The organism is Arthrobacter zhaoxinii (genome assembly GCF_025244925.1).
GTDB lineage: Bacteria > Actinomycetota > Actinomycetes > Actinomycetales > Micrococcaceae > Arthrobacter_B > Arthrobacter_B zhaoxinii.
This window is the reverse complement of record NZ_CP104275.1, coordinates 3,389,505-3,402,020: the sequence shown is the minus strand read 5'-3', so window position 1 is coordinate 3,402,020 and position 12,516 is coordinate 3,389,505. Positions and strand designations below refer to the sequence as shown.

General features: G+C 65.1%; 12 protein-coding genes. 3 read left to right on the top strand and 9 right to left on the bottom strand.

The window, feature by feature from the left end; all coding sequences use genetic code 11:
- The first annotated feature begins 39 nt into the window (after positions 1–39).
- Positions 40–414, top strand: a complete 375-nt coding sequence (locus tag N2K95_RS15950; protein ID WP_260652352.1) for a hypothetical protein — start codon at positions 40–42, stop codon at positions 412–414.
- A 71-nt stretch (positions 415–485) separates the two neighbouring features.
- Here N2K95_RS15950 and N2K95_RS15945 read toward each other — a convergent pair whose 3' ends face one another.
- Positions 486–1,391: a glycosyltransferase family 2 protein gene (locus N2K95_RS15945; protein ID WP_260652351.1), complete on the bottom strand. Its 906-nt coding sequence runs from the start codon at positions 1,389–1,391 to the stop codon at positions 486–488.
- Positions 1,388–2,962, bottom strand: a complete 1,575-nt coding sequence (gene rfaE2, locus N2K95_RS15940) for a D-glycero-beta-D-manno-heptose 1-phosphate adenylyltransferase (RefSeq protein ID WP_260652350.1) — start codon at positions 2,960–2,962, stop codon at positions 1,388–1,390. The genes N2K95_RS15945 and rfaE2 overlap by 4 nt, the downstream gene beginning before the upstream one ends.
- A gap of 274 nt (positions 2,963–3,236) precedes the next feature.
- Here rfaE2 and N2K95_RS15935 point away from each other — a divergent pair, with 274 nt between their 5' ends.
- Entirely contained in the window at positions 3,237–4,457 is a 1,221-nt protein-coding gene (locus tag N2K95_RS15935; RefSeq protein WP_260652349.1) for an MFS transporter, read from the top strand.
- Between the two features lie 86 nt (positions 4,458–4,543).
- Here N2K95_RS15935 and N2K95_RS15930 read toward each other — a convergent pair whose 3' ends face one another.
- Genes N2K95_RS15930 through N2K95_RS15905 form a run of 6 tightly spaced genes read right to left on the bottom strand, consistent with a single transcriptional unit; the run spans position 4,544 to position 10,683 of the window.
- Positions 4,544–5,653: a Gfo/Idh/MocA family protein gene (locus tag N2K95_RS15930; protein ID WP_260652348.1), complete on the bottom strand. Its 1,110-nt coding sequence runs from the start codon at positions 5,651–5,653 to the stop codon at positions 4,544–4,546.
- On the bottom strand, positions 5,638–6,333 hold the full coding sequence (locus N2K95_RS15925) for a ThuA domain-containing protein (protein WP_260652347.1): 696 nt from the start codon (positions 6,331–6,333) through the stop codon (positions 5,638–5,640). Before N2K95_RS15925 ends, N2K95_RS15930 begins: the two co-directional genes overlap by 16 nt.
- A gap of 33 nt (positions 6,334–6,366) precedes the next feature.
- Positions 6,367–7,572 (bottom strand): Gfo/Idh/MocA family protein, encoded by a 1,206-nt coding sequence (locus N2K95_RS15920; RefSeq protein WP_260652346.1) that lies wholly within the window; start codon positions 7,570–7,572, stop codon positions 6,367–6,369.
- A complete protein-coding gene (locus N2K95_RS15915) occupies positions 7,569–8,456 on the bottom strand; it encodes a carbohydrate ABC transporter permease (protein ID WP_260652345.1) in 888 nt (295 codons plus the stop codon). Before N2K95_RS15915 ends, N2K95_RS15920 begins: the two co-directional genes overlap by 4 nt.
- Positions 8,456–9,373: a carbohydrate ABC transporter permease gene (locus N2K95_RS15910; protein WP_260652344.1), complete on the bottom strand. Its 918-nt coding sequence runs from the start codon at positions 9,371–9,373 to the stop codon at positions 8,456–8,458. Before N2K95_RS15910 ends, N2K95_RS15915 begins: the two co-directional genes overlap by 1 nt.
- Complete coding sequence (locus N2K95_RS15905) at positions 9,370–10,683, bottom strand: extracellular solute-binding protein (RefSeq protein WP_260652343.1); 1,314 nt, start codon at positions 10,681–10,683, stop codon at positions 9,370–9,372. The genes N2K95_RS15910 and N2K95_RS15905 overlap by 4 nt, the downstream gene beginning before the upstream one ends.
- 284 nt (positions 10,684–10,967) lie before the next feature.
- Between N2K95_RS15905 and N2K95_RS15900 the strand changes: the two genes are divergently transcribed.
- Positions 10,968–11,993, top strand: coding sequence for a LacI family DNA-binding transcriptional regulator (locus N2K95_RS15900; RefSeq protein ID WP_313771118.1), 1,026 nt, complete (start codon positions 10,968–10,970; stop codon positions 11,991–11,993).
- A gap of 32 nt (positions 11,994–12,025) precedes the next feature.
- Here the strand turns inward: N2K95_RS15900 and N2K95_RS15895 are convergent, their stop codons facing one another.
- Positions 12,026–12,493 (bottom strand): ribose-5-phosphate isomerase, encoded by a 468-nt coding sequence (locus N2K95_RS15895; RefSeq protein WP_260652342.1) that lies wholly within the window; start codon positions 12,491–12,493, stop codon positions 12,026–12,028.
- Positions 12,494–12,516 lie beyond the last annotated feature (23 nt).

The following is a 12,516-nucleotide window of genomic DNA, read 5'->3' as shown; positions in this document are numbered from 1 at the left end:
CCGATCCGCGCCACCCCAACGCAGCAGGAGGCAAAGATAGTGGCGAACAGCTCAACCGGCGGGCCGCAGAAGCGGAACTCCGTAAAGGCACCGCTCATCTTCTCTGCCGTGCTGGCGCTGATCGCCGGCGTTGCCACCATGATCTTCGCCACCGGCGGAGCGGAGCAGGAACTGCGGTTCGACCTCGGGCTCATCGCCGTCGGCATCGCGTTTATTGCCTCGCTGCTGGTCTCTTCGCTGCTCCTGATGACGGAGAAGCCGAACCCCGAGCACCTCAGCCAGGGTTCGGGTATCCACCGCAGCTCGGCAAAGATCCCCGGCGGTGCGGGACACGTGGGCAGGCCGGCGTCGTCCGCTCCGGACACCACGGACACTCCGGACGACTCTCCCCGCCCTACGGATCCCACCGCCTGATCAGCGGGCTTGGCCGAAGATTTCCTTGCTGATGCCCGTCGGTGAGCCGTATCGGCGGTCCGGCAGGTTCTTCAGCGCCTCCGTTGCGGCGGCTTACTGAGGGGTGCATCCTGCCCGTCGGCGCCCAGCAGCAGCTCGGCGGCGTCAGCGGTGCGGTCGCTGACGGTGGTCGGCGACTCCAGGTGCACGGCCCCGGAGGGAACCATCCCGGCGCCGCCGAACCTCTCCATCACCCTCCACTGTGCCGCCACGTCCTCTCCGGCGTGCCCCGCCGGAAGCTGATCCCAGAATCCGAAGCCGCCGCAGGCAAGCAGGGCCCGGCGGTCGTAGAGGACACAGGCCCCCACCCAGGCGATCCGGTACAGCTGCCAATCTCCGGTCGGAATCCCGAGGCCGGAAGCCACATGCGCCAGATTCGCTGCGTTGTGCAGGGTCCAGCGTGAGAAGCCCGGCCCGCCGCGGCGGATCCGTTCCGGCTGCACCCTCCCGTCTTCCCAGAGCTGGAACGGCTGCTGTTCCTCGGGCCGCCGGTCACTCAGATAGGACAGCCCCTGGACGGCCGCACCCACGAAACCCGCGCCGGACGCCTCCAGTGCAGCCGTCAGCCGAACAAGCATGTCCGGTTCCAGCCAGACGTCGTCATCCAGGAAGAGGACCAGCGGAGCGGCGGCCTCCCCAAGCAGGAAATGCCGCTGCTCGGCCAGCCCTCTGGCCGGCAGGTGCCGCAGCAGTCGGACGGTGCGGCCCTGCGCCTGCAGGACCCGGACCATGGCTTCGGCGGCGGGATGGTTCCAGGAGGGGACATCGGTACTCTGGTCGCTGATCACCACGGAGAAGTCCGGGCCGTCCTGCGCCGCCAGCCCGGCAAGGGTCACCGCCAGTTCGGCCGGCCGGTTGCGGGTGGGGATCAGCACGTCCACTTCGGCCGGGCCGGACCCGGACGGCTGCGCCCAGTCCCCGGACCAGCGCCGCGTCACGGCGGATCTCCGGCGGGAGTTGCGGTGCCGTCGGCGGCCGGCTCCCCGGAGGCTCCGCGGCCGGCTGAAGCCTGCCCGGGACCGTTCCCTGCCCCGCCCGAACGGATCCGGGAAACCAGTGCGGTGGTGGAGTGGTCGGAGACGTAATCGAGGATCATCACCTGCCCGCCGCACGCCTCGACCACCGGCGTTTCGGCCAGCATCTGGGCGGAATAGTCGCCGCCCTTGGCGTAGACGTCCGGCCGCAGTTCCCGGATCAGCGGAATGGGGGTATCCGTGTCGAAGACGGTGACGAAGTCTACGCAGCTGAGTGCGGCAATGATCCCGGCCCGGTCATGGACCGTGTTGATCGGCCGGCCGGGCCCTTTCAGGCGGCGGGCGGAGGCGTCGCTGTTCAGGGCCACCACCAGGATGTCGCCGAGCTGCTTTGCCTGGTTCAGGTACCGGGTGTGCCCGCGGTGCAGCACATCGAAGCAGCCGTTGGTCAGGACAATCCGGCGGCCGGCGGCCCGTTCGACGGCGGTGCGGGCCAGGAGATCGGCCTGGCTGAGCGCCGCGTCGGCAAAGCCGTTCAGGTGCTTTTCCAAGTCGTCGGTGCTGCACACGGAGGTGCCGGGCCGCCGGACCACAATGTCGGCGGCGTTCTGCGCCAGGTCAGCGGCGGTGGACAGCGGCAGGCCCGCAGCCCGGGCCAGCGTCAGGCAGGCAACAAAGGTATCGCCCGCCCCCGACGCCTGTTTTTCCGCCGCGGGCCGGGCCCAGGTCCGGTGGAATCCGCCGCCGGCGCTGATCACTGCCGAGCCGTCCCGGTCCAGGGTGACGGCGGCAGCTGCGGCACCGGCCGCGGCCAGCACGTCCGGTGCGGCTGCCCGCACCGCCGCGGCACGGTCGGACCCAAGGGTCTTCGGTCCGCCCAGCAGCAGCGCTGCTTCGGCGGCGTTCGGGGTGACCAGGTCCGGCGCGAGATCGGCCCATCCCGCCGCGTCGTGGGCATCCACCACCGTCAGGCGGCCCCCGCGAAGGGCCACCAGTGCGTCACGGACGGACCCGTGCAGCAGTCCGGTGCCGTAGTCGCAGACAATCAGGGCATCGGTGTCCGCCAGGAGTGCAGGCAGCGAGGCGGCGAGCAGCTCGTCCGCCCCGTCCGGAAACCACCCGCCGTCGTCGAGCCGGAACAGCACCTGCTCCCCGGCGAGTATCCGGTACTTCGTGGCGGTCTGGGCGCCGGGGTGCTGCACCAGTCCGCCCAGGTCCACTCCCGCTTCGGCCAGGATGCCGCGCAGCCGCATCCCGGGTTCATCCGCCCCTGTCAGACCGCCCAGCCGCACCCGCGCTCCCAGGGCCTGCAGGTTCATGGCCGTATTGGCGGCGCCGCCCGGAGCGTAGGTTTTCCGCTGCACGTCAACCACGGGCGCCGGCGCCTCCCGGCAGAACCGCTCGGTGACTCCTGACCACCAGCCGTCCAGCATCACATCGCCAACGACGGCGACTCGCAGGGCAGCTGCCGCGAGCCGGCCCGGCAGCCCGGGAGCGAGGCTGCGCACCTCCGCGGGGCGCCAACGCTCCGTCACGCCGATGCGTCCGGTGCGCCGCCGAAGACATGCGGACTGGAAACCGGTTGATCCGGCCCGGAAAGCGGCGGGTGAGTGGTGGTGGACATGCTGCTCCTTGTTGCGCGGTGTATAGCTCCCGTACCCCGTTTCCGCCGCATTTAGACAGGCGCGCAAAAACGGCGGCATGCGCCCGGGGACACTCATCACGGTCTCGGCGAGGGGAAGACGTGCCGGGGCGGCCACCGTGCGGTGCCGGAACACGACAGAATCAGCAGTTTCCCGGCCTGGCTGTATGCTCAACGCAATGTCTACCGGCCGCTTATTCCGCGTTCTAGTGAGCGCCAATGCTGCATCGAATCTCGCCGATGGTCTCGCGTTTGTTTCAATACCCCTGCTGGCAGCATCTCTCACCAGCGACCCCCGGCTCATCGCAGGTCTTGCGGCCGTCTACGCGCTTGTCAGGCTGGCCGTGGCGGTGCCCATCGGTGTCCTGGTCGACCGGATTGACCGGCGAACGGTTCTTGCCGCAGCCAATCTTCTGCGCGGCATGGCGATACTCTTCCTGGCCATCTGTTTCCAGCTCGGCCTTGAAAGCCTGGTACTGCTCTATGCGGCCTACGGCATCCTCGGCGCGCTTGAAAGCGCCGCCGACAATGCGGCGGTCTCCCTGGTTCCCGCGTACGTACGCAGCAGGGACCTCGACCGGGCAAATGGGCGCATTTCCGCGACGCAGCTGATCGCAGATGAGTTCGCCGGCCCGCCGCTGGGCGGTTTATTGTTCGCCGTTGCTGCCGCCGCTCCGGTTTTCCTGATGGGCGGACTCTGGGCTGCCGCCGGTCTCCTGGCGCTGGCGTTGCCGCGGGGACGGAGGCCCCCTGTCGGTGGCACGGAACGACCCCCGCACCGGTCCTTTTGGAAAGATGCATCCGATGGACTGCGCTGGCTTGCGGGTGACCGTCTAGTAGGCGGCCTCGCCGTAGTGGGCGCCCTGGCCAGTTTCGGCTACATGCTGCCCTTCTCGGTTCTCGTTCTCTTTGCCCAGGAGCGCCTCGGCGTGAACGCGGCCGGATATGGACTCATCCTCTCCGTGTCCGCGGTCGGGGGGCTAATCGGATCGTTCCTCACGAGTCCGGTCCGGGCGCGGTTGGGTTACCGAACAACCATCCTGATGAGCCTTCTGACGGGAGCGTTGTCGCTGTTCGGGTTGGCCCTGACCACCGAACCCGCTGCGGCGGCGTTATTCCTGGCGACGTACATACTGCATGCGGTGGTGTGGGGTATCTGCGCAACATCGCTCCGGCAGGAGCTCGTTCCGGATTTCCTGCGGGGAAGAGTCAATTCCGGAACACGGACTCTGGGGCTGCTGGGCCTGGCAGCGGGTTCCCTTGCCGGTGGAGCGCTCGCCACTTTGGATTTGGCCCTGCCGGTTCTCACCGGGGGCATTGTTTTTATTGCCTGCACCGGTTTAGCGGCCGTGTTGATACAAAAGCGATACATGCCCGTAAAGGCATAAGTTTTGGTGGCTGCCCGCCCGCCGGCCGTCCGACGGGGCATGGAGAGCAGTCCTCCCCATGCCCCGAAACAGGCTTCGGGAACTACTTACGGGACGGCGAGCCGGGACAGTGACGTGAGCGGAACTGCCTTTGGCCTCTGTGCGGTGCTTTGCACCGGAACCGAGGTTCCCTCTGCCGCCGACCGCAGCAGCGATTCCATGACGTCGAGTACGTGATAGGCCAGCTGGCCGTTGGCGCGGTGCTGTTCGCCGGCCGGGGTGAGGGCCATGTCGGCGAGGCCGTAACCACGGCCTGCACCGATGTACCCCGCGCTGGCGGGGAGGGCGTCCCACCCGTTGTCCCGGCCCGCAAGCGTGCAGATGGAGACGTCGCCGTCGAAATAATTCGGATCAGGCACGGTCAGGGTCGCCTCCTCACCGTGCAGCTCGATGTTGGAAGCACGGGTCTGCACGGCATCGAAGCTCATGATCAGTGTGGACAGTGCGCCGGACTCATGAACAAGCACACCGGTGACATGGGTATCGACTGACACCGGCACCGATTTGCCGGCCCGCGGACCTGTCCCGATTGTCCGGTGTTCGCGCAGGTGGCTGGCGGAGCCGATCACGGAAGTGACCGGCCCGAGCAGGGTGACCAAAGCCGTGACGTAGTACGGGCCCATGTCCAGGAGCGGCCCTCCTCCCGGTACGTAGTAGAAGTCCGGGTTGGGGTGCCACCGCTCGTGGCCGGGCGTGACCATGGTTGCGACGGCGGCGACGGGACGGCCGATCAGGCCGTCGTCGACGGCTTTGCGCGCGGTCTGGATCCCCGTGCCGAGAACCGTGTCAGGAGCGCAGCCGACCCGGACCCCGGCGTTCTCCGCCAGTTCGAGTACGTGCCGTGCAGAGGTTGTCTCCGCAGCCAGGGGCTTCTCGCCGTAGACGTGCTTTCCCGCAGCAATGGCCTGCGCTGCGACCTCCGCGTGAGCGGCAGGAATGGTGAGGTTAAGGACCGTGTCTATCTCGGGATCAGCCAATAGCTCATCGACGGACAGTGCGCGGACGTTTTCGGAAGAGTCTGCGACGGCTGCTGCGCGGCGGGGGTCCAGGTCCGCGACCGCCTGGAGGCGGATGGACCCCAGGGAGGGAAAGGTATTCAGGTACTGCGCTGCAATCGCGCCGCATCCGATGATTCCGACGTTCAACGGCTCGCCCACAGCAAACCCCTTTCGATGATAAGACGCACGTTTGGATCGTCGAGAATCTCCACGCGGTGCCCCGGCGTCGAGACGAAAATCCGGCCTTTGCCCCATTGCCTGGTCCAGATGGCCGGGGAGGTTACCGGCCGGTTCCAGGGATCCCATTCCCGGACGGCCTGGGTTGTGGTTGCCAGGACGTCGATGTAATCGTCCGCAAGTACCCAGTACTGCTCGGTGACGAGATCGAAGTCCGCTATTCCGGCGGTGATGGGGTGGTCAGCGGCGGCGGGCAGCATATTCACCCGGTAGGGCACGTAATTGTCGGACTGTTCCCCGGTTCTCTCTTCCGGATGCTTACCGGGATGGCACGCGAACTGACCGCCGATCAGGTGAAGGTAGTCGGATTCGTTGCGGTAGGAATCAGCGATTCCGCCGTGCCATCCAGCCAGGCCGGTACCGGCTTCTATTGCCGTCCGGAGGCCGCGGAACTCGTCCTTTTCGATGGTGTTCATCGTGTTGCACTGCATGATGAGATCCACCCCGGACATATAGTCGGCGTCTGCATAGACCTTGGGTGATTCCTCAATCCGGATATCGAACCCCCGGTCCCTGAGGAACGGGATGAACCGCTCCGTGGCTTCAACCGGCTGGTGGCCGTCCCAGCCGCCTCGGACGACCAGGGCCTGTTTGTTTTTCATGGAGTCTCTTTCGTAAGGATTGGGTTGAGCGGCTCAGACATGCTGCCAAACCGATTCGGCTTCTGCACTCTGCTCTACGGCGTGCAGGATTTTTTGCACCTGCAGGGCCTCTGCAAAAGACGGCGACGGCGTGCTGCCGGCGGAGATCGCATTCACGAGATCCACTACCTGATGGGTGAAACCGTGTTCGTATCCAAGACCGTGACCGGCGGGCCACCAATTACCGGTGTAAGGGTGCTCCGGCTCGGTAACGTTGATGGTCCTGAATCCAGCCGTTTCCGGCGGCTCCGCGCCGTCATAGAACTCCAGTGAATTCATGTTCTCGAAGTCGAACGCCAGTGAGCCCAGGGAACCGTTGATCTCCAGGCGCATGGAGTTCTTCCTCCCCAGCGCGAAACGGGTTGCTTCGAAGACACCCACAGCACCGCCGTCGAACCTCGTAGTGAAGATCGCGGCGTCGTCCACGGTGACCGGCCCTTTCGCCCCGTCGCTGGCGCCCGCGCCGCCGAGACCCACCAAGGTCCCGCCCACGGGACGCTCATGGACAAAGGTCTGCAGCAGGCCCGAGACGCTGACAATCGGCAGGCCCGAGACATACTGGGCTGCATCGATGCTGTGCGCGCCGATGTCGCCCAACGCACCGGACCCCGATTTGCTCTTGTCCAGACGCCAGGTGAGCGGGGCCGACTCGCTGGACAGCCAGTCCTGCAGGTACTGGGCACGGATGTGCCGAATGGTGCCGATTCTGCCCTGCTGCACAAGCCTGCGGGCGAGCGTCAGTGCGGGGGTCCGGCGATACGAAAAACCGCACATCGCGAAGACCCCCTTTGCCTCGGCAGCCTTGGCGGCCGCAGCCATGTGGCCGGCCTCCTCGACGCTGTTGGCCAGCGGTTTTTCACAGAGCACGTGTTTGCCGGCCGCCAGGGCGGCAATGGCTATCTCTGCATGGGTGTCACCGGGAGTGCAGATGTCGATGAGGTCGACGTCGTCCCGTTCCACCAAAGCCCGCCAGTCCGTTTCGGTGTCCCGCCAGCCCATTTTTTCTGCGGCGGTTTCCACGGCTGACTTGTTCCTGCCGGCAAGGACGGCGAGTTCCGGGCGCATCGGCAGATCGAAGAAGCGCGGGGCGGTGCGCCAGGCATGGGAATGCATGGCGCCCATAAAGGAGTATCCGACCATGCCTACCCGCAGCGCAGGCTTGGAAGCGGAAGCCGCCGGACCGGCGTTTTCCCCGCTCATTTGTTGAACCCGGCCGTGAGGCCGCTGACGAGCTGGCGGCGGGCAAATGCGTACAGGATCACCAGCGGCAGCGTGGAGAGCACCACTGCGGCCAGGACCGCCGGCACATTGACCGTGAACTCATCCTGGAAGGTCCACAGGGACAGCGGCAGCACCCGCATATCGGGGCTTTGGGTGAGGATGAGCGGGAACAGGAAACCGTTCCAGACGTTCAAGGCGTTGTAGATGGCGATCGTGACCACTGCGGGACGGACCAGCGGAAGGGCCAGGCGCCACATCATGGTGAATTCCGAGCAGCCGTCCAGCCTCATTGATTCGAAAAGCTCCCGCGGTACATCCCTCAGGAAGTTCGACAGGATCAGGACCGAGATCGGAATGGCGAACGCTATCGAGGGAAGTATCAGGGCCAGCAGGGTGTCATAGAGCTGGGCCTTGGTGATCATGAAATAAATCGGGATGATGGTTGCCTGCAGCGGAATGGCCAGCCCCAGCAGGAACAACGTATGGGCTGATGCGATGACGCGGCCGCTGCCTCGAACCACTGCATAGGCGGCCATGAAGGAAACTGCGACCGCCGGCACTACGCTGCCCAGCGTGACGATCACGCTGTTGAAGAAGTACCGGACAAAGTCTGCCTCCAGGACCGTCCGGTAATTCGCAAGTGTCGGGTCGGTGGGCGGCGCCAGCGGATTACTTCCGAAGAAACCCGCCTGGTTTTTCAGGCTTGTGATCACCACGTAATAGATGGGGAGAATGATCAGGGCCAGCCACACCCAGCCGCCGAAACCTCCGACGATATTGGGGGTGCTCCGGACTGCCCGGCGCCGCCTCGCGGGCTGCCTGACGGGTTCATGTGTCTTCGGTGACTCGGTGGCGAGTGCCATTATGATCCTTCCAATTGGCTGGCGCCGCGGTTCCTGCCGCCAAGCCGCTGCAGGATGAGGGCGAGCCCCAGACCGATAACGACGAGGATGACACCGAGGGCGCTGGCTGCACCCATGTCATTCGCACGGAAGCCCGTGAGGTACATGTGCAGGGGCAGGAGCCTGGTGGCGTATCCGGGGCCGCCCGCCGTGAGAACAAAAATCAGGTCGAAGTACGCCAGTGATCCGAGGACCATGAGGGTTGAGGACGTGATGATGGTGTACTTCAGCTGCGGCAGCGTGATGTGGAAGAACTGCTGCATGCGTCCTGCCCCGTCGATCTGGGCGGCTTCGTAGAAGGATGCGGGAATCTGACGCACCCCGCCCTGGTAAATCAGGGTGTGCAGGGGAACAAACTGCCAGGCAATGACAAAAACGACCACGAAGAGCACCAGGTCGGGGTTGCCCAGCCAGTCCTGCGCCAGGGCCGGAAGGTGCAGGCCCGGCCCGACGCCGAAGTTGGGGTCCAGGAGTGCCCTGAAGGCGATGGCAACCGCAGCCGAGGAGAGGAGGAGGGGGACAAAGTACAGAACCGCCAGCAGTGCCCTGTAACGCTGCCTCCCGGCCGTAAAGACGCCCAGCAGGAGACTCACGGGAACCTGCACGAGCAGTGAATAGACCAGGATTTTCAGGGTGACGACGAGAGCATTCAGGGTGACGGAATCGGTCAGCGCAATCCGCCAGCTCTCCAGGCCGCCCCAGGTGATTTCGCCCAGCCCGTTCCAGCGGGTGAAGCTGAGGAAGACGACGCCGAGCAGGGGTATCACGGCAAAGGTCAGGAAGAAGACCAGGGCCGGGACAACCATCCATGCGGACGGACCCTCAGCCCGGGCACCCCTCACGGGGATGCCCGGCTTCGGTTTCAGCAGGGTACTCATTTGCCCAGAGTTGCGTTCATGTTCTCGGCAAACTGCTCCGGCGTAATCTCGCCCAGGAAGATCTGGTCGAGGTTAGCGAGCATGGCGTCGCCCTGGGCCGGGCTGAGTGCCTGGTCCCAGGAGAGCTGGAAGCTCGGGGCGTCCTGCGCCAGGCCGTAGACGAACTGGACAAAATCTTTGTCCTCAGAGGCTGCCAGCTGGTCTTCAATGCCGTTGACCGCAGGCACGGCCCCCGAATCGATCATGGCCTGGGTGTACTCCTCGCTGAACAGCCCGTCCTTCAGGTAATTGAGCGCCGACTCTTTCTGCTCGTCCGAAGCTGTCTCCGAAATCGACCACATATTTGCGGGGTTGCCGACGATGTTGGCGGGATCGCCCGCCCCTCCTTCAACGGCGGGGAAGGAAACGAAACCGACGTCTCCCGCTTCGACGAATTCAGGGGCATCTTTCTTCAGGTTCTGGTAGATCCAGCCGCCGTGGAGCATCATCGCAGCCTTGTCGGTGTACAGCAGCGCACTGTCGGCGCCGGCATCAGCCGCGATGGAGGAGAAACCGTTGATGAAGCCGCCGGCGTCGGCAAGTTCCTGGATTTTCGTGAGTGCCTCGATGACGGCGGGATCGGACCAGGCGTCCTCTTCGCCGTCCAGAATTGCCTGGAACACTTCGGGCCCGCCGATGCGGTCGACCAGGTAGGACAGCCACATGAGGTTCGGCCACTTGGACTGGCCGGCAAGCGCAAACGGCGCAATTCCGGCCTCGTTGAACTCGGGCACCAGTGCCATGAGTTCTTCCCAGGTCTTGGGCGGCTCCGCCCCGATCTTTTCGAAGACTTCCTTGTTGTAATACAGCACCACCGGCTGCATGTTGTTGTTCGGCAGGGCGTAGGTCTTACCGTCAATCACGCCGTTTTCCAGCACCGAGGGAATGTACCGGTCCTTCACCTCGGGGTTGTCCGCCAGGAACTCGTCGAGTTCGGTGACATGGCCTGCATCAATATAGGACTTCAGCACGCCGCCGCCCCATCCATAGATGAAGGTCGGTCCTTCTCCCGCGCCTATTGCCGTGCGGACCTTGGTTTTGTAAGCGTCATTGGCGAAGAATTCCTGATTGATGCTGTTATCCGGGTTTTCTTCGTTCCAACGCTCCACGGACGAGCGGAAAATATCCTCACTGCTGCCCGTGAGCGCCCACATCGAGGGGGAATCGGAGTCTGCGGCCGGATCGGAGGGGCCGCCCGAACCGCAGGCGGCCAGGCCAACAGCCATGGTGAGTGCGGAGGCTGCGGCGATAAAAGAAGTGCGTCTTTGCATGTTTATCAGTTCTTCCGTAAGTCGACTCAGTCAGCGGCAAAGCGGCTGGCGGAGATGGGCGGGTCAACTCCGCTGGTACGCGGCCGTTGACCGCCACGCTGCGGAAGAGATATCGAAACATTTTCGATAAAAACAACTAACATGCGTAAAGTTATCTACATCACATGCCGTCGTCAAGGTTTTTCTTAGCTGAACTTTTTTCTCCTTCCCACCGTGGGGAGAGGGATATGCTGCCCAGCAGGAGTTGATTGCGGGTGGCAGTACGAGCGAAAGGTTTTCGAATAGTGACGGAAACGATGGGCAAGGTGACACTGGCGTCGGTTGCGGCTCTTGCGGGGGTTTCGGTGCCCACGGTGTCGAAGGTGGTCAATAACCGGGGTGACGTAGCCCCCGCCACCCGCCGGCGGATCCTTGATGCCTTGGACCGGGCGGGCTACCTGCCCCCGGGCCAGCGGCGACCGCCGGTGCCTGTTGCTCCCCGAACAATCGACGTGGTGGTGGACAGTGTCACCAGTGCTTACTACGCGGAGGTGATGGACGGAATCCTCGAGTGCGCGGAAAGTGGCGGAACGGAGGTGGTGCTGTCCAAGATGGGCGGGCATCCGGCCGAGGAGAAGGCTGAGCGGATGCGGGAGAGGGGCCGGCGGGGGCTCCTGCTGGTGACGTCCCGGTGGTCGTCCGGGCAGATCAAGGCTATCCAGAACCGCGGTATTGCCGTGGTGGTGATTGACCCGATAAACCCGTCGGGGCCGGGGGTGTCCAGCGTGGGTGCGACGAACTGGGCGGGCGGCAAGGCCGCCACGGAGCACCTGCTCGACCTGGGTCACACCCGCATCGGATTCATCGGGGGTCCTGCCAGCGCCGAGTGCAGCCAGGACCGCGAGCACGGCTACGGGGCCGCCCTCCTCGAACGCGGTATTCCGATCGTGGAGGATTACGTCCGGGCAGGGAACTTCGACGCGGACACAGGAAGCGAGGCCCTGGCCCGGCTCCTTGCCCTCGACCGCCCGCCGCAGGCCGTGTTTGCCGCTTCCGACAGCATTGCCCTCGGGGTGCTGGCACACGCACGGACCCGGGGGATTTCCGTTCCCCGCGACCTGAGCGTGGTCGGTTTCGACGGAACCTATATCGGTGAGCAGGCCGTTCCGCAGCTCACCACCGTAGCCCAGCCCCTGAAGGAGATGGGGCGCACGGCAGTGCGGGCGCTGCTGCGTGAAATGGGTGGGGACCGGCCTGAACCGACCCGCGTCGAACTGGCTACGCGGCTCATCGTCCGTTCGTCCACGGCACCCGCGCGCAACTCATCCTGAGGCGGGTCCGCCGCGCGGACGATACCGGGCGCTCAGCTGGACTCGTAGCCGGTGATGGCGTCCACCTTCGCCGCCGAAGCACTGGCCGGGTCAAAGACGTAGCCGAGCCACTCCTTGGCCAGGCGCCGGGCGAGTTCAAGACCGACTACCCGCTGGCCCATACACAGCACCTGCGCGTTGTTGCTCAGCACTGAGCGCTCCACGGAGTACGAATCATGGGCCGTCACTGCCCGGATTCCGGCGACTTTGTTGGCCGAGATAGCCACGCCCAGGCCCGTGCCGCAGATCAGCAGGGCGCGGTCAGCCTCGCCGCTGGCCACTTTCCGTGCCGCGTCCACCGCGACGTGGGGGTAGTCCACGTTCTCGCTGCCGGAAACCCCGACATCCACGACGCTCTCCACCCGCTCGTCTGCCTCGAGGTCCCTGCGCAGGACTTCCTTGTAATCGAAGCCGGCATCGTCGCCGCCTATGACAATCCGCAGTTTCTTGTTCTCGTTCATCAGGGTTTCCTTCTGTCTTTTTG